The sequence below is a fragment of the Micromonospora sp. NPDC049089 genome (assembly GCF_040648775.1).
Lineage (GTDB): Bacteria > Actinomycetota > Actinomycetes > Mycobacteriales > Micromonosporaceae > Micromonospora.
In genome coordinates, this window is record NZ_JBEZEH010000098.1 from 1 (window position 1) to 24,756 (window position 24,756).

Genomic DNA, 24,756 nt, shown 5'->3' on the forward strand with positions numbered 1-24,756 from the left:
TCCGCGGCGACCGCCGCGACGGCGAACGGGCGCAGTGCCGCTGGAGCGGTGATGTCGAGGCCGTCGACCTGGGCGGCACCGGAGCGCGCCAGGTCACGCGCCCGGGCCAGCCCGGGGTCGGCCAGGGCGGCGGTGAACAGACCGGTGAGCAAGGGAAATCCTTCCCGGGGAGTCGACGCACACGACGGCGGCCCCTCGTCCAGCCGGACGGGGGGGCGCGACAACAAGCCTAGCTCCGTCGACCGACAGCCACCCCCTTCCGCCGAGGTCCGACGCCACTACGGCGCGTCGCCCCGCGCCCCGCGCCCCGCGCCCCGCGCCCCGCGCCCCGCGCCCCGCGCCCCGCGCCCCGCGCCAAGATCGTGCTCGAACCAGGATGTAGTGGCATCAGCGACGCGCCGAGCCCACTAGATCCTGGATATTGCGCGATCTTGGGTCCGAGTCGGCCTTCTTCGCGACAAGATCCGCTCAACTTCGGGGAACTTGCGGCGTCACAGCACGCCGAGGCAGCACTTTCCCTGCAATTGAGCGGATCTTCACGGCCCCGGCCGGACCGGCCGTCTTCACGGACCGGCCGGACCGGCCCGCGGATCCCGCGGGCCCGACACCCGGCGGCCTGCCTTGTGTCTCGCGGATCTTGACGGTCGCCGGATGGCGTGGTCGGGTTTCGGCATGAGTGAGCAGTGGCGGGCACAGTTCGACGCGGAGGTGAGCTTCGCCAACGGCGGCGGGCTGCGTACCGAGGGGTTCCGGCTGGACATTCCCGGCCGGGAGATCACCGACGACGACCTCGCGGCGTTGTTCGTCCGGCACCTCGGGCTGCTGATGGTCGCCGACGTCCGGATCAGCGCCAAGACGATCGTCGAGGAGTCGCACAAGGGCGGCCGGGGTGTCGCGGTCGACGGATCCGGCGCCGAACGCCGGCTGGTCGAGCTGAGCCACGTGATCCGCGACGGGATGACCACCCTGCCGGGCTGGCCGGGCCCCCGGATCACCGACTGGCTGACCTTCGCGGCATCCCGCGAGCGGTACGCCCCGGACACCGAGTTCCACGTGGCCCGCATCGAGATGATCGCCAACACCGGCACGTACCTGGACACGCCCGCCCACCGCTGGGCCGGCAGGGACGACCTGACCGCTGTGTCGCTGGACCGTCTCGCCGACCTGCCGGGGGTGGTGGTCCGGGTGCCGGCCGGCATCCGCGCGGTGGACCGGCTGATGCTGGCCCCGTACGAGGTGAGCGGCCGGGCGGTGTTGCTGCACACCGGGTGGGACGCGCACTTCGGCACCGACCGGTACGCCGCTCCGGAAGCGCCGTACCTGACCGGCGACGCCGCCCAGGCGCTTGTCGAGGCGGGGGCGGCCCTGGTCGGCATCGACTCGATCAACATCGACGACATGAGCCCGACGGCCGCCGGCGTACGCCCCGCGCACAGCACGCTGCTCGCCGCCGGCATCCCGATCGTGGAGCACCTGACCGGCCTGGACGCGTTGCCGCCGAGCGGGTTCCGGTTCACCGCTGCCCCGCCGATGGTGGCCGGCATGGGCACCTTTCCGGTCCGCGCCTTCGCCGTCGTCAACCCCTGACGCGACCTGCGACGCCTGACGCCACCCGCGCCCCCTGACGCCACCCGCGACGCCTGACACCGCCCGCGACGCCTGCCGCACGGCCAGCGGCGGTCGCCACCGGGCCGCCGGGGCGACGAGTTGGTTCCACAGTGCGGTCCACAAAACAGACCATAGGCTAACAACGTGGACAAGGAATCGCGCGGCACAACTCGCGACTGGGCGCCCCGCAGCATCGGACTGCTCCTCGGCACCCTCGTACTGGCCACGGCGTTCATCGCGGCCTACGTCGGCGCGTTGCACCAGCCCACACCGCGCGACGTGCCGATCGGCGTCGTCTCCGGCGACCAACGCGCCCAGGCGACGCTCGACGCCGTGCGCGCCCAGACCACCATCCTCAAACCCATCGGGTACGACGACCCGGCCGCCGCCGAGCACGCACTGCTCAGCCGAGCGGTGTACGCCGTACTCAGCACCGGACCCGACAACGGCCTGCTCCTCACCGTGGCGAGCGCCTCCGGCCCCTCCGCCACGAGCGCGATCAAGGAGGTCCTCGGCACCGCCACCACCCGCACCGGCACCCCGCTCCAGATCGTCGACAAGGTGCCGGTCACCCCGACCGACCCGCGCGGGGTGGTGCCCTTCTACCTGAACGTCGGGTACGTCCTCGGCGGCTATCTCGCCTCGACGGTGCTCGGGATATCCGCCGGCACCACCCCCCGTACGGCGCGACGAGCCGGACTGCGCATCGCCGCCCTGGCGGTCTACAGCGTGCTGCTCGGCATCGCCGGCGCGGTGGTGGTCGGACCCGTTCTGGACATCTGGCACGGCGACGTACCGACGATCGCCGCCATCGGCGCGCTGGCCGTCTTCGCCGCCGCCATGTTCGCCAGCGCCATTCAGGGCTGGCTCGGCGTCGCGGGCACCGCGCTGGTCATCCTGCTGTTGGTGGTGCTCGGCAACCCGGGCTCCGGTGGCATCTACGCGCCCGAGTTCCTGCCCGGGGTGCTGCGCGGCATGCACCGCTGGAACATCCCCGGGCTCGCCAACGACCTGACCAAGGCCGCCGTGTACTTCGACTGGCGGTCGGCCGGCTGGCCGGCTTCCGCCCTCGGGATCTGGGCGGTGCTCGGAGGGCTCGGACTCGTCAGCGCGAGCCTGGTCCGGGGTCGCCGGGCCGTCTCCTCCGGCCCTGCAACGACCCGCTCGGGCCCCTCGCCGGACCGCGACGGTGGTTGAGATCACCCCGGAAAACACCCCTCCCAGGGCAGTGGATCACCAGGGGGCCCTCCAGACATCCGTTGCGCGCGGATACCATCCAGTAAGTCGGACAGCGCTGTCCTTCGTATCCACGTAAGGGAGCGCATCGTGACCGATCAGCACGACCACGACGGCCCGGACGCCGCACTGCGCGCCGACATTCGCCGACTCGGCACCCTGCTCGGCCAGACCCTGGCCCGCCAGGAGGGTCGCCCGCTGCTCGACCTCGTCGAGGAGATCCGCGCCCAGGTCCGCTCCGACGCCCCGGCGGCCGCCCAGCGCCTCGGCGGGCTCGACGTGACCACCGGCACCAAGCTGGCTCGCGCCTTCTCCACCTACTTCCACCTGGCCAACATCACCGAGCAGGTGCACCGGGCACGGGACCTGCGCCGCCGCCGCGCGGTGCAGGGCGGCTGGCTGGACCAGGCCGCCAAGATGATCGCCGAGCGCGGGGTGCCGGCCGAGGAGATCGCCAACGCGGCTCGCCGGCTGGCGGTGCGACCGGTCTTCACCGCGCACCCGACCGAGGCGGCTCGTCGCTCGATCCTGTCCAAGTTGCGGGCGATCGCCGACGAGTTGGACACCGAGACCGCCAACGCGATCCTCTACGGCGCCAGCGACGAGGGCCCGGCCAACCGCCGGCTGGCCGAGTTGTTGGACCTGATGTGGCAGACCGACGAGCTGCGGCTCGACCGGCCGGACCCGACCGACGAGGCCCGCAACGCCATCTACTACCTGCGCGACCTGTACGCCGAGGCCGCCCCGCAGGTGCTCGACGACCTGGCCGACACGTTGCGCACGCTCGGTGTGGAGACCTCACCGACGGCCCGGCCGCTGAGCTTCGGCACCTGGATCGGCGGCGACCGCGACGGCAACCCGTTCGTCACCCCGGCGGTCACCCGCGAGGTGCTGACCATCCAGCACGAGCACGGGATCGCGGCCACCGAGAAGGCGATGGACCACCTGATCAACGAGGTCTCGGTGTCCCGCCGACTGCGCGGGGTCTCCCTGGACCTCTCCGCCAGCCTCGCCGCCGACCTGGACGCGCTGCCCGAGGTGGCACAGCGCTTCCGCCGGGTCAACGCGGAGGAGCCGTACCGGCTCAAGGCACGCTGCGTGAAGGCGAAGCTCGCCAACACCCGGCTGAGGTTGCGCCAGGGCACCGCACACGTATCGGGCCGGGACTACCGGGGCTCCGCCGAGCTGATCGCCGACCTGGACCTGCTGCGCGCCTCGCTGGCCCGCAACTCCGGGCAGCTCACCGCGGTCGGCCGGCTGGCCTCCACCATCCGTACGGTCTCCGCGTTCGGCCTGCACCTGGCCACCATGGACGTCCGGGAGCACGCCGAGGCGCACCACGCGGTGCTCGCGCAGCTCTACGAGGCGGTCGGCGAGGTCTCCGACTACCCGGCGCTGACCCGGCTGGAACGCACCAAGCTGCTCGCCGACGAGCTGACCGGTCGTCGTCCGTTGTCGACACTGGACACGTCGCTGTCCGAGCCGGCCCGCAAGACGTTCGACGTGTTCAGCACCATCCGGGAGGCACAGGACCGGTTCGGCGCCGAGGTGATCGAGTCGTACATCATCTCGATGACCCTGGGTGTCGACGACGTGCTGGCCGCGGTGGTGCTGGCCCGCGAGGCCGGCCTGGTGGACGTGCACAGCGGGCGGGCCCGGGTCGGGTTCGTGCCGCTCCTGGAGACCCCGGCCGAGCTGAACTCCGGCGGCGAACTCCTCGACGAGTTGCTGTCGCTGCCCGCGTACCGGGCGCTGGTGAGCGCCCGGGGTGACGTGCAGGAGGTCATGCTCGGCTACTCCGACTCGAACAAGGAAGCCGGGATCACGACCAGCCAGTGGTCGATCCACCGGGCGCAGCGCGCGCTGCGCGACGTGGCCGCCCGGCACGGTGTGCACCTGCGGCTCTTCCACGGCCGGGGCGGCACTGTCGGGCGCGGCGGCGGGCCAACGCACGAGGCGATCCTGGCTCAGCCGTACGGCACCATGGACGGCGCCATCAAGGTGACCGAGCAGGGCGAGGTGATCTCCGACAAGTACACCCTGCCCTCGCTGGCCCGGGAGAACCTGGAGCTCACCCTCGCCGCTGTGCTCCAGGCCACCCTGCTGCACACCGCACCCCGGCAGCCCGCCGAGATGTTGGAGCGCTGGGACGCGACGATGGACGTGGTCTCCGAGTCGGCGTTCCGGTCCTACCGGTCGCTCGTCGAGGACCCGGACCTGCCCGCGTACTTCTGGGCGTCCACCCCCACCGAGCTGCTCGGCGCGCTGAACATCGGCTCCCGGCCGGCGAAGCGCCCGAACACCGGCGCCGGGCTGTCCGGGTTGCGGGCCATCCCGTGGGTGTTCGGCTGGACGCAGACCCGGCAGATCGTGCCGGGCTGGTTCGGCGTCGGCTCCGGGCTGGCCGCCGCCCGCGAGGCCGGTCTGGCGGACGTGCTGGCCGAGATGCACCGCAACTGGCACTTCTTCCGCACGTTCCTGTCGAACGTCGAGATGATGTTGACCAAGACCGACCTGAGCATCGCCCGCCGGTACGTCGAGACGCTGGTGCCGAAGAAGCTGCACCCGATCTTCGAGCAGATCGAGCAGGAGTACGAGCTGACCAAGCGGGAGGTGCTGGCGGTGACCGCCTCACCGGCCCTGTTGGAGAACTCGCCGGTGCTCCAGCGCACCCTGGCCGTCCGCGACACCTACCTGGAGCCGCTGCACCATCTCCAGGTGGCGCTGCTGCGGCAGTACCGGGAGTCGGGTGCCGCCGGCCGGGCGGTCGCCACCGCACCGGGCGGCCGACGCGCGCCGAGCGACGGCACCGCCCTGGAACGCGCGCTGCTCACCACTGTGAACGGCATCGCGGCCGGGATGCGCAACACCGGCTGATCAAGAGGTACGGAAAACGGGCCCCGGTCGTTACGACCGGGGCCCGTTTCGGTGGGTCTGAACGACTGTCAGAAGTCGCCGCCGCCGAAGTCCCCGCCCCCGAAGTCGCCACCGCCGAAACCGCCGCCACCGAAGTCACCGCCGCCGAAGTCCCCACCGGCGTAGTCGCCGCCGCCGAAGTCGCCGCCCTGGTCGCCGCCGCCGAAGTCCCCGCCCTGGTCGCCGCCGTCGCCCCCCTGGTCGACGCCGTCACCGAAGCCCTCCTGGTAGCCAGCGTCGTAGCCGTACCCGGGGTCGGCGAAGGCGGGCGAGAAGAGCGCGTCGGCGATCAGGATGCCGCCGAGCACACCGGCACCGGCACCCAGCGCCGTCTTCCACCAGGGCGTCGAATACCAGCCGGCCGGCACCGGTCGACCCTGATAACGCCCACCCGGGTAGTAGTAGGGCGTTTCCCGGCCGGGTTGCGGCCCGGCCCGGAAGGTCTGCCCCTGCACATCGACCTCACGCTCCTTGGTGAGCTGCCCCACGCCGCGGGCGGCGGCCAGGGTCGGCACCTCGGGGCCCGGATCGATGCCCAGCGCCGTGCGCGCCGCCCGGATGTACGCCAGACCCTCCAGCGCGGTCTCCCGGGCCAGCCCGAACTGGTGCGGCGTGGACGCCTGTTCCAGCTGGGAGCCCGCCGCGTTGTACCGCTCACCGGCGTCGGCAAGCGCCTGGCGTACCGCCGGGTCGTCGCCGTGCAGGTTCATCAACTGGCCGCCGAGGCGCTCGTACCACCGCTGCGCCTCCGCGCGGGCGTCGCCGAGCTCGGTGCGCCGACGGGCACCGGCCTGAGCGCGGACGAGGGCGGCGGCGCCCAGCGCGCCGACCAGCACAACGGCGAGACAGAGCACAAGTTCCATGTCATCGAACGTACCCGCGGGTCGCACGTCGTATCCGTCTGGCAAGCTCCGGTGATGGACGTCTCGACGCTGCTCCTGGTGATCGTGTGCCTCGGCACCGGCGGGGCGGTGGGCTGGCTCGCGGCCCGGTCCCGGTCGGCCGCCGACATCGCCCGGCTAGATGCCACCCTGGCCGCCACCCGGGAGGGCGAGGGTCGGCTGGAGCAGTCCATGCGGGCGCTGAGCTACGAGGCCACCGCACAGTCCCAGGAGGCGGTGGCCCGGGCGGTCGCGCCGCTGCACGACACCCTGCGCCGCTACGAGCAGCGGGTGGCCGAGCTGGAGCACGACCGCGTCGACGCGTACGCCGAGCTGCGTGAGCAGGTCCGCTCGATGAACGCGGTCTCCGGTGAGCTGCGTACCGAGACCAAGCAGTTGGTGGCGGCGCTGCGCGCACCGCAGGTGCGGGGCCGCTGGGGCGAGCACCAGTTGCGCCGGATCGTCGAGGCTGCCGGGATGCTGGAGCACTGCGACTTCTCCGAGCAGGTCACCGCCGCCACCGACCAGCAGGTCGTCCGACCGGATCTGGTGGTTCGCCTGCACGGTGGTCGCTCGGTGGTGGTGGACGCCAAGGCCCCGTTCGACGCGTACCTGACGGCCATGGAGGCCCGCGACGAGCGCGGCCGGGACACCCACCTCGATGCGCACGCGCGGCACCTGCGGGGGCACGTCGACGCCCTGGCCGCCAAGTCGTACTGGTCGGCGTTCGACAACTCACCCGAGTTCGTGGTGCTGTTCGTCCCGGCCGACCCGTTCCTCGACGTCGCGCTCCAGCGAGACCCGTCGCTGCTGGAACACGCCTTCACCCGCAACGTGGTGCTCGCCACGCCGGCCACACTGGTCGCGCTGCTCCGCACCGTGGCCTACTCCTGGCGGCAGGAGGCACTGGCCCGCAACGCGCTCGCCGTGCACACTCTCGCCCGGGAGCTGTACGGCCGGCTCTCCACCCTGGGCGACCACGTGGGCAAGCTCGGGTCCTCGCTGGCCGGTGCGGTGACCGCCTACAACCGGGCGGTCGGCTCGCTGGAGGCCCGGGTGCTGGTCAGCGCCCGCAAGCTCGCCGAGTTGGGCGTGTCGGACGACGAGTTGGCCACCCCGGCCCAGGTCGAGTTGACGCCCCGGCAACCGCAGGCACCCGAGCTGGCCGACCCGGCCGGTGACGAGGTCTCGAACCGCTCGCCAATCATGTGACAGTACGTATACCCGCATGTCACGAACTGGTCACAAGGGACTGACCAGTAGTGACAGTGCTCACCGCTACCACGAAAGATTCTGCTCACCCGAGCGCCCTTCTCTGAAGGGCCCTGTTCTCTGGAGGTAAAGAGAACGTGAGCAGACTCCGAAATATGAGCCGGCGCACCTCAGCCGCGCTCTTCGCGTCGGTCCTGGCGGCGAGCGCCATGACGACGATGGGTGGTGCCGCCACCGCGGCCGCCGCTCCCGCCAACACACCGGACGCTTCCCCGGCCACCGCCGCCGAGACGCTGGGCGCCCACGACGCCAAACTGCTCAGTGAGGCCCGCGCCAAGAAGGCTCCGACCGTCACGTTGATCGTCGCCACCGAGAAGGGTGAGGCGGGGGACGTCGCCGACAGCCTCACCAAGCTCGGCGGCACTGTCAGCCAGCGGCAGGACAGGGTCGGCTTCGTGCTGGCCAAGGTTCCGACCGACCGGGTCCTCAAGGCGGCACGGCTGCCGGGCGTCTCGGCCGTCGACCTGGACGAGGTCATCCAACTGCCGGACCCGGCCCCGGAGCGCACCGCCACCGGCACCGCCGGCGCGCGGCAGGCCGCCGTCGCGGCGCCGGGAGAGACCACCCCGGCCGACAACCCCTACATGCCGACGAACGAGACGGGCGCGGTGGCGTTCACCGCGGCCCACCCCGAGTGGGACGGCCGGGGCGTCACGATCGGCATCATGGACTCCGGTGTGGACCTGGCCCACCCGGCGTTGCAGCAGACGACCACCGGCGAGCGCAAGATCGTCGACTGGGTCACCGCTACCGATCCGCTGGAGGACGGCTCGTGGCGGCGGATGCAGGCCGAGGTCACCGGCCCGTCGTTCACCATCGCCGGCGGCACCTGGACGGCACCGGCCGGCACGTACCGGTTCAACCTGTTCAGCGAGTCGGTCACCGCAGCGAGCGACGCCCGGGGTGACGTCAACCGCGACGGCGACACGACCGACACCTGGGGTGTGCTCTTCGACCCGGCCACCAACAACATCCGGGTGGACGCCAACCAGAACCTCAACTTCACCGACGACCCGGTTATGCGGCCGTACAAGGAAAAGTACGACATCGGCTACTTCGGTACCGACAACCCGGCGACCCCGGTCGCTGAGCGGCAGCCCTTCGTCGTCGAGTTCCGCAAGAACGTGAACACCACGCCCATCGGCCTGCCGGGCACCTACGACTACGTCAACATCGGCATCGTCGAGAGCACCCACGGCACTCACGTCGCCGGCATCACCGCCGCCAACGACATGCTCGGCAACGGAGCCTTCGACGGCGCCGCGCCCGGTGCCAAGCTGGTCTCCGCCCGCGCCTGCTCCTGGGGCGGCGGCTGCAGCGCGGCTGCCCTCACCACCGGCATGATCGACCTGGTGGCCAACCGTGGCGTCGACATCGTCAACATGTCGATCGGTGGCCTTCCGGGCCTGAACGACGGCAACAACGCGCGGACGAACCTCTACAACGAACTGATCGAGACGTACGGCGTGCAGTTGGTCATCTCGGCCGGCAACTCCGGCCCGGGTCTCAACACCGTCGGCGACCCCTCGGTGGCCAGCAACGTGATCAGCGTTGCCGCCAACATCAGCAAGGACACCTGGCTGGCCAACTACGGCTCGGTCGTGAAAAAGAAGAACGCCCTGTTCAACTTCTCCTCCCGTGGCCCGCGCGAGGACGGCGGCTTCAAGCCGAACATCGCCGCCCCCGGCTCGGCCATCTCCACCGCACCGACCTGGCAGCTCGGAGCCCCGGTCCCCGAGGCCGGTTACGCGCTGCCTCCGGGCTACGCGATGCTGAACGGCACCTCGATGGCGTCTCCGCAGACCGCCGGCGCCGGCGCGTTGCTGCTCTCGGCGGCCAAGGCCACCGACCGGGGCATCAGCCCGGCCGCACTGCGGCGGGCGCTGTTCAGCTCCGCCAAGCCGATCGCGGACGTGCCGACGTACGCGCAGGGCTACGGCATGGTCAACGTTCCGGGCGCCTGGCAGTTGCTGCGCCAGGGCGTCGAAACCCGGTCGTACGTCTCCGACGCGCCGGTCTGCAGCCCTCTGGCGGAGCAGCTGACCATCTGGAACGGCGTGAAGTTCGTGCCGAACCCGGGCCGGGGCACCGGCGTCTACAACCGCTGCACCTCGTCCGAGGGCGGCCACAAGGTCGGCCAGAGCAAGACGTACCCGGTCAAGCTCACCCGCACCAGCGGCCCGGCCGGCACCATCAAGCACACCATCACGCTCCAGGGCAACGACGGCACCTTCAAGGCGCCGAAGACCGTCGCGTTGCCGCTCAACAAGGCCGTCACCATCAACATCACCGCCAAGCCGGCCACCGAGGGCGCGCACGGCGCGATCGTGCGGATCGACGACCCGGCCACCAACGTCGTCGACTTCGAGGTGTCCACAGTGGTGGTGGCCTCGAACGACGTGAAGAAGCCCACCTTCTCGTACGCGAACGAGGGCTCGGTCGACCGCAACGGCTTCACGTCGTACTTCGTCACGGTGCCGGAGGGCGCCAAGGCACTCCAGGTGAACCTCTCCGGGATCGCCACCGATTCGCAGACCCGGTTCATCGCGATCAACCCGTTGGGTGTGCCGGTGGAGGCCACCACCAGCACCGTCTGCTACACCAACTTCTCCGACGTCAACGTCTGCAAGCCGCAGGAGCGTGACTACCAGAACCCGCTTCCCGGGGTCTGGGAGATCGAGGTGGAGGCGCGGCGGACGTCCCCGGCGCTGAACAACCCGTTCAAGCTCCAGGCACGGGTGCAGGGCCTGACGGTCGAGCCGGCGCTGGTCGAGCTGCCCAGTGTCGAGGCCGGCGAGCCGACCCCGGTGAGCTGGAAGGTCACCAACGCCTTCGGTCCGGTCTCGGTCAGCGGCCGCAGCGGCGCGTTGACCGGTGTGCGGACCGAGCGTCCGACCATCACCGAGGGCGGTCCCAACCAGGAGTGGACCGTCGAGATCCCAACGGGTACGTCGACGTTCACCGCCCGGATCGGCAACCCCGCCAACGCGGGCGCCGACCTGGACCTGTTCGTCTACCGGGGTACCACCGAGGTCGGCCGGGCCGCTGACGGCGACTCGGAGGAGGCGGTCACGCTGACCAACCCGGCCGCCGGCACCTACCGCGTCGTGGTGGAGCCGTACGGGGTCGACGGGCCGGGGACCAGCACGGCCTACGACTACTACGACGCGTTCGCGTCGGCGTCGCTGGGCACGATCACCGCTCCGGCCGTCGCGGTGCCGCTGATGCACGGCGAGTCGGCCACCATCACCGGCACGGTGACCGCGGTGGCCGTTCCGGCCGACGGGCGTCAGCTCTCCGGTGAACTGGCGATCGTCACCAGCGAGGGTGCGATCGTGGGTCGCGGCAACGTGTCCATCGGTGCGGTTAACTGATCCGCTCGTAACACCGGCAGGAGCCCGTCCCCACGTTCGGGGGCGGGCTCCCGCATGTCAGGGGTGGGAAGGGGTCAGGACCGGTGGGCTGCCGTCACGACGAACGGGGTGCCCTGCTGGCAGGTGGTCATCATGCCGGGCTCCACCCGACCGGTGACCTCGACCCGGGCGCCCGGCGTCAGCACCTCACGCGGGCCGCCGAGCAGCAGGTAACCGTCGAGCAGCACGCAGCCGGGCTCCACACCGCCCTGCACGGTGCCGCTCAGGGTGGTGGCCCCGACGCCCGGCGGCGTGCTCGGGCCGCCCGGTTTCGGAGTCTTCAGTCCGGGCGGCACGCTCCGGGTGCCGGTCTCCGGCGAGGGCGTCGGGTCGGGCGTGGGCTGGCTGGTCACCGGCTGTGCTCCCGTCGGTGTCGGGGTGGGTGTGCCGCCCCCGACACCCTGGCCGCCGCAGGCGCTCAGCGCCACGCAGACGGCCAGCGCGGGGACGGCGAGCCGAAGAGTCCTCATGCCGAATCTGACGTACGCCGACCCGAGTTCGTTCCGTGCTTCAGCCGCGCGCCGCAGCGGCCTTCATGTCCCGCCTCAGCTCCTGCGGAAGCGAGAACGTGAGCCGCTCGTTGGCGGTGGTGATCTCCTCGACGTCGGCGAAGCCGCGGGCGGCGAGGTGGACCAGCACCTCCTGGACCAGGTCGTCCGGGACGCTCGCGCCCGAGGTCAGGCCAACCGTGGTGGCCCCCTCCAGCCAGGCGTCGTCGATCTCGTGCGCGAAGTCGACCAGGTGACCGGCGCGGGCGCCGGCGTCCAGGGCGACCTCGACCAGGCGGACCGAGTTGGAGGAGTTCGTCGAGCCGACCACGATCACCACGTCACAGTCGGCGGCGATCTCCTTGATCACGTGCTGCCGGTTGGAGGTGGCGTAGCAGATGTCGTCGCTGGGCGGGGACTGCAACAGCGGCAGCCGCTGCTTGAGGCGGGCCACCGTCTCCAGCGTCTCGTCGACCGAGAGCGTGGTCTGGGAGAGCCAGACCACCTTCTCCGGATCACGTACGGTGATCTTGTCGGCGCCGTCCGGACCGTCCACGAGCTGGATGTGCGCGGGGGCCTCACCGGCGGTGCCGATGACCTCTTCGTGCCCCTCGTGGCCGATGAGCAGGATGTCGTAGTCCTCAGCCGCGAAGCGCCGCGCCTCGTGGTGCACCTTGGTGACCAGCGGACAGGTCGCGTCGATCGCCTTCAGCGAACGCGCCTTGGCCTGCTCGTAGACCTCCGGCGCCACACCGTGGGCGGAGAAGATGACGGTGGCGCCCTCCGGCACCTCCTCGTTCTCCTCGACGAAGATGGCGCCCTGGGCCTCCAGGGTCTGCACCACGTGCTTGTTGTGCACGATCTGCTTGCGCACGTAGATCGGGGCGCCGTAGAGCTTCAGCGCCTCCTCCACGGTCTGCACGGCGCGGTCGACACCCGCGCAGTAGCCGCGGGGCTTGGCCAGGAGCACGCGCTTGCCGGTCCGGTGAGTCGCCTGAGCCTCAGTCACCACCCCATCGTACGTGCCACCCCTCCACCCGCCACCGGCCCGCGCCCCACCCATCCCTGCGTTGATCATGAAGTTATTGCTGCGACACGCCGGCACGGAGGGCAATAACTTCATGATCGACGGGCCAGGCCGGGGAGGTCCGTAGGGTGGGCGGGTGAGCGAGGGCGGGCGGGTGGGAAGCGGCGGGGCCAGCGGCGGGGCCAGCGGCGGGGCCAGCGGCGGGGGCAGCGGCGGGGGCGGCGGGGCGAGCAGCGCTGAGGAGCCTTGGCCGGTACGGGTGGTCAGCCAGAAGGTGGGGGCCTGGATCGCCAAACTGGGCTGGGTGTGGGTGGACGGGCAGGTGGCGCAGATCAGCCGCCGCCCCGGGGCCAGCACTGTCTTCCTCACCCTGCGTGACCCATCGGCCGATCTGAGCCTGACCGTCACCACCAACCGGGACGTCCTGGACTCCGGCGCGCCGGAGCTACGCGAGGGCGCACGTGTGGTGCTGCACGCCAAGCCCGAGTTCTACGCCGCCCGGGGCACGCTGAGCCTGCGGGCCGACGAGATTCGTCAGGTGGGGCTCGGGGAGCTGCTGGCCCGACTGGAGAAGCTCAAGAAGCTGCTCGCCGCCGAAGGGCTCTTCGACCGCGCCCGCAAGCGTCGACTGCCGTTCCTGCCCGGCCGGATCGGGCTCATCACCGGTCGCGCGTCGGCGGCCGAGCGGGACGTGCTGACGAATGCCCGGCGGCGCTGGCCGGCCGTGGAGTTCCGGACGGTCAACGTGGCCGTGCAGGGCCCGTCCGCGGTGCCACAGATCGTTGACGCGCTCAAGGTGCTGGACGCCGACCCGAGCATCGACGTGATCATCATCGCCCGGGGTGGCGGCGGCATCGAGGACCTGCTGCCCTTCTCCGACGAGGCGCTCTGTCGCGCGGTGTTCGGCTGTCGTACGCCGGTGGTCAGCGCGATCGGCCACGAGACGGACGCGCCTTTGATCGACTACGTCGCCGACGTCCGCGCGTCCACCCCGACCGACGCGGCGAAGCGGGTCGTCCCCGACCTCACCGAGGAGGTACGCCTCATCGGTCAGGCCCGGCACCGCCTCGAACGGGCGGTGCGCAACCTGGTCGACCGGGAGACGCACCGGCTGGACGGGCTGCGTTCCCGACCGGTGCTGGCCCGACCCCAGGTGATGGTGGAGCATCGGGCTACCGAGCTGACCGCGTTGCGTCAGCGGGCCGGCCGCTGCCTGGAACACCGGCTCGGGGCCGCCGAGGACGACCTGCGGCACACCCTCGCGCGGCTACGCGCCCTCTCCCCCGCCGCCACCCTCGACCGGGGGTACGCGATCGTGCAGCGCGCGGACGGCCACGTGGTCCGCGCGGCGGCGGAGGTCGGCAAGGGCGACCCGCTGCGGGTACGACTGGCCGACGGCGAGCTGGCCGCCACTGTCGATGGCTGAGTGGCGACGCGGCACGGTGGGGAGTGGTGTGCTGAGATGAACGCGATGACTGATGACACGAAGGCCGGGCCGGACGAGCGGCTCAGTTACGAGCAGGCCCGCGCCGAGCTGGCCTCGGTGGTGGAACGGCTGGAGGCCGGCGGCACGTCCCTGGAGGAGTCGCTGGCCCTCTGGGAGCGCGGCGAGGCGCTGGCGGTGATCTGTCAACGCTGGCTGGATGGTGCGCGGGCGCGGATCGACGCCGCCCGGCAGGAGCCCGCTTCCTGACCGACCGCCGGTGGGGCGGCCGGAGCCGCCCCACCTCGGCACGTCAGTTGAACAGGCTGTACAGCTCGGCCGGCGCCTCGACGACCTGGTCCGCCGGCGGCTTCTGCGCGGCGGTGGCGGCACCGTAGTCGGAGTACGTCATCTTGATCTCCTGGGCGGTGGTCTGCCCGGCGGCCGGCAACTGCAGCACCAGCTCGCTGAGCCGGCCCTGCGGGTCGACCTTCGCGGTGAACGGGACGGTCTTCGCCTGGGTGCCCAGCGCGGCGATCGTGGCGGCGTTCAACGAGCCCGCCTCGGCGGCCTTGGTGACGTCGATGGTGCCGGCGTACGCGCCGGTGCCGGTGCTGCGCACCTCGGTGATGCCCTGGGTGAGCACCGCGCTGCCGGCCGGGTCGACCTTCTCGAAGTCGAAGCCGAGGCTGCGGTTGCCCTTGATCCGGGTCTGGTCGAGGTGCTGGTACTTGCCGAGATTGAGCTGCTTGATGGCGGGCAGGCTGTTGGCGGTGGGGCCGCTCAGCTCCAGCTTGACCCAGCTGTCCGGCTTGAAGTGGATCACATCGAGCTTCATCGCCAGGTCGGACGAGGGGCCACCGATCGCGATCTTCATCGCCGCGCTCTGGCTCGGCTGGTGCACGAGCCCCTCCGCCGTCGAGCCGGCACCGGCCAGGGTGAACCGGAAGTTCCCGTTGCTGATCTCCTTGGTGGAGTCGAGCAGGGCCTGCTTGGCGTCGCCCGCGACCGGAGCACCGGACGGGCTCGCCGTCCCGGACGCGCTCACCGTCGGAGACGGCGTCGATCCGGCGGTGCCGGTTCCGCTGGCGCAGGCGGCCAGTGCGGGCGTGATCAGAGCGGCGGCTACCAGGCCGGCGCCGAGTCGTCGAACAGTCATACGTGTCTCCCAAGGGGGTCACCCGACGACCTGGAAGGCGCCGGAAACTCCGGGCGACGCAGCAGCACCGTCGGCTGCGTCGCGCGACCCGGGCCGAGCAACGCGCCCGGATCACCCCCTCCTTCTTCCCTGTCGACGCGTCGGACAATCACCCTTCGGGCCAGTTGCCCAGATTCAGCGCCGACGGAGCCAATCCACCGGGTCCGGTCAGCGCAGCGAGCCGGCCAGTTCGCGGAGTTCGTTGTCCCGGGCGTCGCCGACGACGATCACCGTGCGGGTCGGCTCCAGCAGGACCAGCGCCTGCTGGTTCCCCCGGGCCGTGTAGAGCTGCCAGGAGCGCCCGGCCAGCTCGGTGGGACCCTGCGGCTGGCCCTGACTGGTCAGCTCGGCGGGGAGCAGACGGTCCGCCGGGACGCTGCTCTGCAGCAGTTGGACGCCCCGCCCCTCCGGCGTGAGGTAGCCGAGCCGCAGGTTCGCACCGCCCTCGACGGTCTGGTAGCGGGCGCTGACCGTCTTCCAGTCGGCGCCGAGCCCCTGCGGCTGGCTCACCGGGAAGACGTTCGCCGAACGTGCCTGCTCGATGGCGGGCGCAGGATCGACTGTGGTGGCCTGGTCGCCGCCGAGGAATCCCCGGTAGAACGCCAGGAGCAGCGCGATCGGGACGAGCAGCACCAGCAGCGAGATCGCCATGTCCTTCGGCGACCGCTCGGACTTGCCGGAAACCGCCGGCGGCGGTGGGGTCGGGTCGGTCGCGGCGGGCTCACCACTGCGGCCGGCGGGGGCGTCGGCCGGCGGCTGACCGTCGGGCGGCGTGCTGTCGGCGGGTACGCGGTCGGCAGGCTGTGCGGGTTCCACCCCGTTATCTTCGCAGCCGCCCGACCGGCGGTATCCAGGCCATCACCGCCCCGCGCCGACGCCCGGTCGGCCATCGTGTGAGGATCAGCGACAAAGCCGGCAGTGGGGGCCTCCCCGTCGCCGGTCGTCCCCGCACCGTCGCGAGGAGGAGTAGCCGTCATGACGAACACCAGGACGCGGATCCCACAGGATCTCGACCGAAACCTTGCCCTCGACCTGGTCCGGGTCACCGAGGCCGCGGCGATGGCCGCCGGCCGTTGGGTCGGTCGGGGCGACAAGGAGGGCGGCGACGGGGCCGCGGTCGACGCGATGCGCAAGCTGATCAACTCGATCCAGATGCGCGGTGTGGTGGTGATCGGCGAGGGCGAGAAGGACAACGCCCCGATGCTCTTCAACGGCGAACACGTCGGCGACGGCACAGGCCCGGAGGTGGACGTCGCCGTCGACCCGGTGGACGGCACCACCCTGATGAGCAAGGGCATGCCGAACGCGGTGGCGGTGCTCGCCGTCTCCGAGCGCGGTGCGATGTTCGACCCCAGCGCCGTGTTCTACATGGAGAAGCTCGCCGTCGGGCCCGCGTACGCCGACGTGATCGACATCAACGCCGGTGTCGCGGAGAACCTGCGCCGGATCGCCAAGGTCAAGGGCACCGACGTCTCCGAGGTGACCGTCTGTGTGCTGGACCGGAGCCGTCACGACGACCTGGTCACGGATATCCGCCGGACCGGGGCGGGGATCCGGTTCATCTCCGACGGCGACATCGCGGGCACGATCGCGGCTGCCCGGGGTGAGTCGGACGTCGACGTCCTGATGGGCATCGGCGGCACCCCGGAGGGCATCATCTCCGCCTGCGCGCTGAAGTGCATGGGCGGTGCGATGCAGGCCAAGCTGTGGCCACGTGACGAGCAGGAGCGGGAGAAGGCGATCGCCGCCGGGCACGACCTGGACCGGGTGCTGGCCACCGATGATCTGGTCACCGGCGACAACTGCTTCTTCGTGGCGACCGGGGTCACCTCGGGCGACCTGCTGCGCGGGGTGCGTTACCGGGCGGGCGGCGCGTACACCCAGTCGATCGTGATGCGCTCGAAGAGCGGCACCATCCGGGTGATCGACTCGTATCACCGGTTGGAGAAGTTGGCGCTCTACTCCGCTGTCGACTTCGACGGTCGTCCGCTGGCCGAGCAGGAGTGACAGCCGCCGACACGGCGACCCCGCAGACCCTGTCGGCCGCCCGCCGGATCACCGGCGTCGCGCTGGCGTCGGCCTCCGGGGTCGCGGTGGCGGTGCAGTCGCGCATCAACGGCGAGCTGGGGGTACGCCTCGACGACGGTTTCGCCGCCGCGGTCGTGTCGTTCGGCATCGGTCTGCTGGTGCTGCTGGTGCTGGTGCCCGCGACCCCCGGTGGTCGGCGAGGGCTGGTCGCGACGCGGCGGGCCCTGCGGACCGGCACGCTGCGGCCCTGGCAGTGCCTCGGCGGGATGTGCGGAGCCTTCCTGGTGGCCACCCAGGGCCTCACGATCGGCACGTTGGGCGTGGCGGTCTTCACCGTGGCGGTGGTCGCCGGCCAGACCGGCAGCAGCCTCGCCGTGGACCGGGCCGGAATCGGGCCGACCGGCCGGCAGCCGGTCACCCGGCAGCGGCTGGCCGGAGCGGTGCTCACCGTGCTGGCGGTCGGCCTGGCGGTCGGCGACCGTCTTGGCGACCTGGGCGCGCTGGCGCTGGCCCTGCTGCCACTGCTCGCCGGGGTGGGTATCGCCTGGCAGCAGGCCGTCAACGGTCGGGTCCGGGCGGCGGCCGACAGTGCGCTGACCGCCACGCTCGTGAACTTCGCCGTCGGCACCGCCACCCTGCTCGTCGCGTTCGCGATCGACATCGCCGTACGCGGCTGGCCCGGGGGTGAGCTGCCGTCCGAGCCGTGGCTCTACCTGGGCGGCCCGATCGGCATCGTGTTCATCGCGATCGCCGCCGCGATCGTGCGCTTCACGGGTGTGCTGCTGCTCGGCCTGGCCACCATCGCCGGGCAGATCGTGGGCGCGGTCCTGCTGGACCTGATCCTCCCCACGGCGGCCTCGCACCCGGGTGTGAACACCCTGCTCGGGGCCGCGCTGACAATGGTGGCGGTGCTGATCGCCGCGCTGGCGCCGCCCGCCCCCCGCCGCTGACCGGCCGCCCGCCGGAGGATCACTGCGGCGGGTAGGGCGGATCAGGCACCGTCGGCGGGCGCGCGGGATAGGGCGCAGGCGGGTAGGGCCCGTACGGCGGATAGGGCGCATAGTGCGGGCGCGGCGGGTACCGGCGCTCGAACGCGCGGGCCGGGTCGACAAGCCCCGCGATCCGGGTGGCCAGCAGCACGCCCGGCACCAGGGCCAGCAGGGCGATCGCCACCGCGAACCGGGTCCGCGACGGGGTGCCGTACAGCCAACCGACGAGCGGAAGCCCGGCCAGGAACGCCGTGAGGAGGAACCCGGTGATCGCCCACCTGATCCACCGACGCAGAGCACCCTGGTAGGAGGCTCTAACGATCATGGCCACCGCGGTGAGGACGCCCACCGCCAGCACGAACGGCACGGCCATGAACGCCAGCATGTCGTCGTCACGCTCCCAGGCCGAGGCCAGCACGATGCCCGCCACCAGCAGTGCCCCGCTGCCAGCGATCCCCCACCAGCGCGTGCCTCCACCACGGCGGATAGCGAGGTGACCGGCGAGCGCGGCGACGGCACAGCCGAGAGTCAGCGCCAGCGCGACGGCGAGCAGCAGGTCCGTCCCGCGGTCACCGGGCCCGCCACCGCCCAGCCGGGGCGGATCGTTCCACGACATGGCGCTCTGCCCCTCCTCGAAGAGGAACCCGTCGCGCTGCCACGAAGCGTCGGGCAGGCGGCGCAGAAACCCGTCCCGGCCGTTGGCGACCAGCACCTCGTGTCCGCCCCTGGGATGGGGGTAGACGACCAGGTCGCGGGAGGCGAAGTGGCGCTGGACATCGCCCGGGTTCGGCGACCGGCGGGCCAACTCCTCCCGCTGCTCGTCGGGCACCTTCCAGGCCACCCGCCAGGTGGCACCAGCGTCGTCACTCTCCTCGACCCGCAGATGCCCGGTGACGACCCGGTAGCAACGCCGGGGCTCGTCCGGAGCGCACGCCTGCTGCTGCCCGGTCTCCTGGCGGGACAGCCGCTGCTTCTCGTCATCGGTGGCGGGCCGCCAGGTGGTCGCGCCGTCATCGCTGACCGCCCATTGCCCGTCCGACGGGCTGGTCGGCCAGTCCGACGCGCTGTAACCGCTGCCGACCGAGATTGCCGGTTGGCCGTCGAGCATCGCGGTGCCCACCGCGTACGGGTAGTTGATCGCACTGGTCGCTGCCACCGCCAGCACCGCCGGTGGCAGCACCACCAGCAACCGGACCAGCCGGGCGGTCCGTCGGCGCACCGGGCGGCGACGTGACCGCGTCCAACTCCACCAGGACAGACATAGCGCCGGCAGGGTGAGCAGGTCGGTCCAGTCGGCCCGGACCAGCGACGGCCCGGCCAGCACGGTCCAGGCCGAAGAGGCGAGTTCGGCGGCGTACCCACTGGATTTGACGACCGCGAACCCGGCACCCACCGCGACCAGGCCGGCCAGCGCGGCGGCCCGGGACGGCAGCCGTGGCACCAGGAGAGTCAGCAGCACCGCGACAAGCGGTGGTGCCAGCACCAGGCCGGCGACGTCGCTCAGCTTGCCGGTCACCGGGCCAGGGAAGGCCACCTTCAGCACATGGTCGTTGAGCAGCAGCAGGACCAGCGCGACCAGGGTTGCGGGGTGGCAGAGCCAGGACAGCGTGGTGGGCGCGCCGTCCCGCGGTGTCTCGGGACCCGTCATCCTCTCAGGATCCGGTCGACCAGTCTCGATCCGGACTCGGGTCGGTCTGGGTCCGATACCGACGCTCAGCCGGCGTCGGAGGAGTGCCCGGGGAAGAGGTGTGCGCTCGGGTCGATGGCCACTGCCGCGTTGTTGACAGCCGTCGCCGCCTCACCGAAGCCGGTGGCGATCAGCCGGACCTTGCCCGGATATTCGGTGATGTCGCCCGCCGCGAAGACCCGGGGCAGGTTGGTGGCCATCGCGCTGTCGACCAGGATGTGCCGGCGGTCCAGCCGTAGCCCCCACTCGGCGAGCGGGCCCAGATCGGCGGTGAAGCCGAGGGCGGCCACCACGACGTCCACCGGCAGCGTCTCGGTCGTGCCGCCGCGCACCGTCACCTCGGCACCGGTCACCTGGCCGTCCCCGAGCAGCCTGGTGACCTCGGCGTTGACCACCACCCGCACCGGCAGGGAGAGCACCCGGGCGACAGTCGAGGCGTGGGCCCGGAACTTCTCCCGGCGGTGCACCAGGGTCACCGACCGGGCCAACGGTTGCAGCGCCAGCGCCCAGTCGAACGCGGAGTCGCCGCCACCGACGATCAGCACGTCCCGATCGGTCAGCTCGGTCGGCTCGGTCACGAAGTAGAGGATCCCCGAGCCGGGGGCGCCGTCGGCGCACGGCAACGGCCGAGGGCTGAAGCTGCCGAGCCCGCCGGTGACCACGACCGCGCCGCACGCGAGCTGCTCGCCACCGGCCAGGCCGAGCACCGGGCGGCCGTCGGCGTACGCGAGCTTCTCCGCCCGGGTGCCGAGCAGGTACTGCGGATTGAACGGTGCCGCCTGGGCCACCAGGTTGGCCACCAGGTCGCGGCCCTTGACCGCGGGGAAGCCGGCGACGTCGAGGATCAGCTTCTCCGGGTACATGGCGGTGACCTGGCCGCCCGGCTCGGGCAACGCGTCGATCACCGCCACGGACAGCCCCCGGAACCCGGCATAGTAGGCGGCGAAGAGGCCGGCCGGACCGGCCCCGATCACGGCGACATCGACCTCGCGCATGGCGTACCGTCGCTTTCCGCTCACGGATCAACGCTTGCTGATCTCGACCGTAAGCGGGCGGCGACGGTCGGGCAAGCATGTCCCAGAGGCGCGCCGGAGAATCGCCTCAGGGCAGGCTGAGCGTGGAGCCCGAGTAGTCCGAGCCGCCCAGTGCGGGTCGCCGCCGACGGAACAGGATCGCCGCCACCACCCCGCCGAGCAGGCCGAACAGGTGCCCCTGCCAGGAGATCCGCTCGTCGGTGGGGAGGATGCCGACCAGCTGCCAGCCGTAGAGCAGACCGACCAGGAGGAAGACCGCGAAGTTCCACCAGCTGCGCTCGACGATGCCTCGGGTGAGCAGGATGCCCAGGTAGCCGAAGATGACACCGCTGGCGCCGACCACCACCGAGTTGGGTGAGCCGGTGAACCACACACCGAGGCCGCTGACCAGGATGATGACCAATGTCGACCAGAGGAACCGGCGGGCGCCGGCGGCGAGGACGAAGGTGCCCAGCAGGATCAGCGGGATGCTGTTGCTGTAGAGGTGGTCGAACCCGTGGTGCAGGAACGGGGAGAAGAAGACCCCGTCCAGACCCTCGATGCGCTGCGGGATGATGCCGGCGGTGGCGTCCAGGCCGAACGCGAGCCCCTGGTCGACGGCCTCGATGAGAAAGAGGAACGGCACCACCGCGCACATGGCGACGAACGCCCGGCCGAGCGAGGCGTAGAACGCCTCGGTGCCGAACCGGAACGGGTCGCCGCTTGACGGGTGCAGGGTCACTCCACAACTGCTATCAGCAAAAGCGGCCGACCGCCACTCACGTCCCGTCCGGGGTACGCGCGACAGCGGGGCGGGTGGTCGCCCACCCGCCCCGCGTCGACAGCGTCAGTAGTGCCCGTTGTTCTGGAAGTAGGTCCAAGCGCCGCAGGGCGTCTTGTACCGGCCCTTGATGTAGCCCAGCCCCCAGATGATCTGGGTGGCCGGGTTGGTGCGCCAGTCGGACGCGACCGAGGCCATCTTGCTGCCCGGCAACGACTGCGGGATGCCGTACGCGCCGGAGGACGAGTTGGCGGCCTTGTGGTTCCAGCCGCTCTCCTTGGTCCAGAGCTTCTCCAGACAGGGGAACTCCGCGATGCCGAAGCCCTTGTCGATCATCAGGGCACAGCCGACCTTGCGGTTGCCGCTGTATTCCGCGCAGGATGCCGGGATCGGCCCGTCGTACGGCTTGGCGGGTGCGTTGGCGGCGGCGCGCTCGCGCTTACGGGACGCCGCGGCGGCCTCGGCCCTGCGGGCCCGCTCGGCGGCTTCCTTGGCGGCCTGCTTCGCCCGCAGCTTGGCCTGGTACTCGGCGGCCCGCTGCTTGGAGAACTGCACCTGGTGGGCGGCCTGCCGCTCGCGCTGGTACGCGAGGTCGGCCCGGTCGACCTCGAGACTGACCTGCTCGGTCAGACCCTGTTGCTGGGTTTCCCGGTCTTCGCCCAGGTAGAAGCCACCGGCAACGCCCACGGAGAGCAGCGCGACAGCAGCCGTACGGGCGCCCAACCGGCTCCACAGCCGACTCACGAAGTGGTCCCTTCGTCGGGAGCAAGGACGCGGCGCGGCGCAGACCACAGGTGGGCCGTCAGCCGTGCCACGAGCGCCCCGACCGGTTGCCGGTCGCGCCGACGCACCGACCTTCGCCGATGTCGTCCGTCTCGGGACGAACGATCACCAACGATTCCGGTGGTGCGTGGACGCTCGTGGGACACGATTGCGCACAGTGAGGCTGATGGGAAACCAACCAGGCACTTTGTGATCTGCGCCACACCGAAAATACGGACGAAAGCCCGCATATCACCCGTCAGATCGGGATGTCCTCCAGAAGGTCCGTGACCATCGCCGCGATCGGAGATCGCTCCGAACGGCTGAGGGTGACGTGCGCGAAGAGCGGATGACCCTTGAGCGCTTCGATGACAGCCGTCACCCCGTCGTGCCGGCCGACCCGCAAATTGTCCCGCTGGGCCACGTCGTGGGTGAGCACCACCCGGGAGCCCTGCCCGATCCGGGACAGCACGGTCAGCAGCACCCCGCGCTCCAGCGACTGGGCCTCGTCCACGATCACGTAGGCGTCATGCAGGCTGCGCCCGCGGATGTGGGTCAGCGGCAGCACCTCGAGGATGCCCCGCGAGGTGACCTCCTCCAGCACGTTCTCGTGCACCACCGCGCCGAGCGTGTCGAAGACCGCCTGGGCCCACGGCGACATCTTCTCCGACTCCGAGCCCGGCAGGTAGCCCAACTCCTGGCCACCGACGGCGTAGAGCGGGCGGAACACGATCACCTTCTTGTGGCGGCGGCGCTCCATCACCGCCTCCAGCCCGGCGCAGAGCGCCAGCGCCGACTTGCCGGTGCCGGCCCGGCCACCCAGTGAGACGATCCCGATCGACTCGTCCAGCAACAGGTCGAGGGCGACTCGCTGCTCGGCCGAGCGGCCGTGCAGCCCGAACGCCTCCCGGTCGCCCCGGACCAGACGTACCGACTTGTCCGGCAGCACCCGACCGAGCGCGGAGCCACGCCCCGAGTGCAGCACCAGACCGGTGTGGCAGGGCAGCCCGGCCGCCTCGTCGAGGTCGAGCGTCTCGCCGGCGTACAACTGGCCGATCTGCTCCTCGCTCAACTCCATCTCCGACATACCGGTCCAGGTCGGGTCGCTGGCCTGGCCGTGGCGGTACTCGTCGGCGCGCAGTCCAACCGAGGCCGCCTTGACCCGCAACGGCATGTCCTTGCTGACCAGGGTCACCTCCCGCCCTTCGGCGGCGAGGTTGAGCGCGACGGAGAGGATCCGGGCGTCATTGCTCTCGTTGCGGAACCCGGGCGGCAGAACACCGTCGTCGGTGTGGTTGAGCTCCACCCGCAGGGTGCCGCCGACGTCGTTGGCGGGCACCGGGCGGTCGAGTCGGCCGTGCCGAACCCGCAGGTCGTCGAGCATCCGCAGCGACTGCCGGGCGAACCAGCCCAGCTCCGGATGGTGCCGCTTTCCCTCCAACTCGGTGATGACCACGAGAGGCAGCACCACTTCGTGCTCCGCGAACCGGTGGAACGCCGCCGGATCGGAGAGCAGCACCGACGTGTCCAGGACAAAGGCCTGGCCGGCTGGTCGTGGCTCCTTGGGGTCGGCCGGCGCGGCGGCCGCCGAACGGCGGCTCCTGGTGGCTCGGCGGGGCGTGGCAGTCGCGGCCGGGGTTTGGTCGGCACCGGCGATGGTACGGCGAGTCGTCACAGGCCTGCTCCGACGGATGGGCACCCGCCACCCGTGTTCCGCCTCCTCCGGTGCCCGGGGACACGGGGTCGGATGCGGAACCCCATGCGCGAGGTCGCAGATCCGGGCGGACCGGCTGGCTCGGGAGAACCCCGTGCCATGCCTAGACGCTAGCCCCGCCGGACCTTCCCGGCTAGGGGCCGAACGTGGATCTCCCAAGACGCGCTCGTGAACAGCGCTCCGTCGACGCCCGCACCAGTCAAAAGGCACTGTCGCGCACGCGGCGGACCCGGCCGGGATGCATGCCCCCTGCGCGCATCCCGGCCGGTGGGGCCACCGTCACCGGTCTGACGTGACCCCGACGGTGCGTGTCCGCCGCG

At 71.5% G+C, this 24,756-nt stretch carries 19 protein-coding genes; 9 read left to right on the forward strand and 10 right to left on the reverse strand.

The window, feature by feature from the left end; translation table 11 throughout:
- Positions 1–672: 672 nt before the first annotated feature.
- From AB0B48_RS18215 to ppc, 3 genes are all read left to right on the forward strand, one after another.
- Complete coding sequence (locus tag AB0B48_RS18215) at positions 673–1,587, forward strand: cyclase family protein (RefSeq protein WP_357202726.1); 915 nt, start codon at positions 673–675, stop codon at positions 1,585–1,587.
- Between the two features lie 165 nt (positions 1,588–1,752).
- Entirely contained in the window at positions 1,753–2,805 is a 1,053-nt protein-coding gene (locus AB0B48_RS18220; RefSeq protein WP_357202729.1) for a hypothetical protein, read from the forward strand.
- A 129-nt stretch (positions 2,806–2,934) separates the two neighbouring features.
- Positions 2,935–5,721 (forward strand): phosphoenolpyruvate carboxylase, encoded by a 2,787-nt coding sequence (ppc, locus tag AB0B48_RS18225; protein WP_357202732.1) that lies wholly within the window; start codon positions 2,935–2,937, stop codon positions 5,719–5,721.
- A 68-nt stretch (positions 5,722–5,789) separates the two neighbouring features.
- Here ppc and AB0B48_RS18230 read toward each other — a convergent pair whose 3' ends face one another.
- Entirely contained in the window at positions 5,790–6,623 is an 834-nt protein-coding gene (locus AB0B48_RS18230) for a hypothetical protein (protein ID WP_357202735.1), read from the reverse strand.
- Between the two features lie 54 nt (positions 6,624–6,677).
- Here AB0B48_RS18230 and AB0B48_RS18235 point away from each other — a divergent pair, with 54 nt between their 5' ends.
- Both AB0B48_RS18235 and AB0B48_RS18240 read left to right on the forward strand, forming a co-directional pair.
- On the forward strand, positions 6,678–7,853 hold the full coding sequence (locus tag AB0B48_RS18235; protein WP_357202738.1) for a DNA recombination protein RmuC: 1,176 nt from the start codon (positions 6,678–6,680) through the stop codon (positions 7,851–7,853).
- A 137-nt stretch (positions 7,854–7,990) separates the two neighbouring features.
- On the forward strand, positions 7,991–11,287 hold the full coding sequence (locus AB0B48_RS18240; protein WP_357202741.1) for a S8 family serine peptidase: 3,297 nt from the start codon (positions 7,991–7,993) through the stop codon (positions 11,285–11,287).
- Positions 11,288–11,361: 74 nt separating this feature from the next.
- Here the strand turns inward: AB0B48_RS18240 and AB0B48_RS18245 are convergent, their stop codons facing one another.
- Both AB0B48_RS18245 and AB0B48_RS18250 read right to left on the reverse strand, forming a co-directional pair.
- Positions 11,362–11,796 (reverse strand): hypothetical protein, encoded by a 435-nt coding sequence (locus AB0B48_RS18245; protein ID WP_112581935.1) that lies wholly within the window; start codon positions 11,794–11,796, stop codon positions 11,362–11,364.
- A gap of 40 nt (positions 11,797–11,836) precedes the next feature.
- Entirely contained in the window at positions 11,837–12,823 is a 987-nt protein-coding gene (locus tag AB0B48_RS18250) for a 4-hydroxy-3-methylbut-2-enyl diphosphate reductase (protein WP_357202744.1), read from the reverse strand.
- A 277-nt stretch (positions 12,824–13,100) separates the two neighbouring features.
- Here AB0B48_RS18250 and xseA point away from each other — a divergent pair, with 277 nt between their 5' ends.
- Both xseA and AB0B48_RS18260 read left to right on the forward strand, forming a co-directional pair.
- Positions 13,101–14,267, forward strand: a complete 1,167-nt coding sequence (gene xseA, locus AB0B48_RS18255; protein WP_357202769.1) for an exodeoxyribonuclease VII large subunit — start codon at positions 13,101–13,103, stop codon at positions 14,265–14,267.
- Positions 14,268–14,312: 45 nt separating this feature from the next.
- Entirely contained in the window at positions 14,313–14,534 is a 222-nt protein-coding gene (locus AB0B48_RS18260) for an exodeoxyribonuclease VII small subunit (RefSeq protein WP_030328827.1), read from the forward strand.
- A gap of 43 nt (positions 14,535–14,577) precedes the next feature.
- On the opposite strand, the gene AB0B48_RS18265 is transcribed toward AB0B48_RS18260, so the two are convergent.
- A complete protein-coding gene (locus AB0B48_RS18265) occupies positions 14,578–15,423 on the reverse strand; it encodes a hypothetical protein (RefSeq protein ID WP_357202747.1) in 846 nt (281 codons plus the stop codon).
- Positions 15,424–15,630: 207 nt separating this feature from the next.
- On the reverse strand, positions 15,631–16,278 hold the full coding sequence (locus AB0B48_RS18270) for a DUF4245 domain-containing protein (protein WP_355009434.1): 648 nt from the start codon (positions 16,276–16,278) through the stop codon (positions 15,631–15,633).
- Between the two features lie 159 nt (positions 16,279–16,437).
- Here AB0B48_RS18270 and glpX point away from each other — a divergent pair, with 159 nt between their 5' ends.
- The gene (glpX, locus tag AB0B48_RS18275) at positions 16,438–17,469 is read left to right on the forward strand and encodes a class II fructose-bisphosphatase (protein WP_357202751.1); all 1,032 of its coding nucleotides are present in this window, start codon (positions 16,438–16,440) and stop codon (positions 17,467–17,469) included.
- On the forward strand, positions 17,466–18,440 hold the full coding sequence (locus tag AB0B48_RS18280) for a DMT family transporter (RefSeq protein WP_357202754.1): 975 nt from the start codon (positions 17,466–17,468) through the stop codon (positions 18,438–18,440). Before glpX ends, AB0B48_RS18280 begins: the two co-directional genes overlap by 4 nt.
- Before the next feature lie 19 nt (positions 18,441–18,459).
- Here AB0B48_RS18280 and AB0B48_RS18285 read toward each other — a convergent pair whose 3' ends face one another.
- The 5 genes from AB0B48_RS18285 to AB0B48_RS18305 form a co-directional block, all read right to left on the reverse strand.
- A complete protein-coding gene (locus AB0B48_RS18285) occupies positions 18,460–20,127 on the reverse strand; it encodes a hypothetical protein (RefSeq protein WP_357202757.1) in 1,668 nt (555 codons plus the stop codon).
- 65 nt (positions 20,128–20,192) lie between these two features.
- Positions 20,193–21,161, reverse strand: coding sequence for an NAD(P)/FAD-dependent oxidoreductase (locus AB0B48_RS18290; protein WP_357202772.1), 969 nt, complete (start codon positions 21,159–21,161; stop codon positions 20,193–20,195).
- Positions 21,162–21,267: 106 nt separating this feature from the next.
- Entirely contained in the window at positions 21,268–21,921 is a 654-nt protein-coding gene (locus AB0B48_RS18295; protein WP_357202760.1) for a rhomboid family intramembrane serine protease, read from the reverse strand.
- 105 nt (positions 21,922–22,026) lie between these two features.
- The gene (locus tag AB0B48_RS18300; RefSeq protein WP_357202763.1) at positions 22,027–22,704 is read right to left on the reverse strand and encodes a lytic transglycosylase domain-containing protein; all 678 of its coding nucleotides are present in this window, start codon (positions 22,702–22,704) and stop codon (positions 22,027–22,029) included.
- A 277-nt stretch (positions 22,705–22,981) separates the two neighbouring features.
- A complete protein-coding gene (locus tag AB0B48_RS18305) occupies positions 22,982–24,397 on the reverse strand; it encodes a PhoH family protein (RefSeq protein ID WP_357202766.1) in 1,416 nt (471 codons plus the stop codon).
- Positions 24,398–24,756 lie beyond the last annotated feature (359 nt).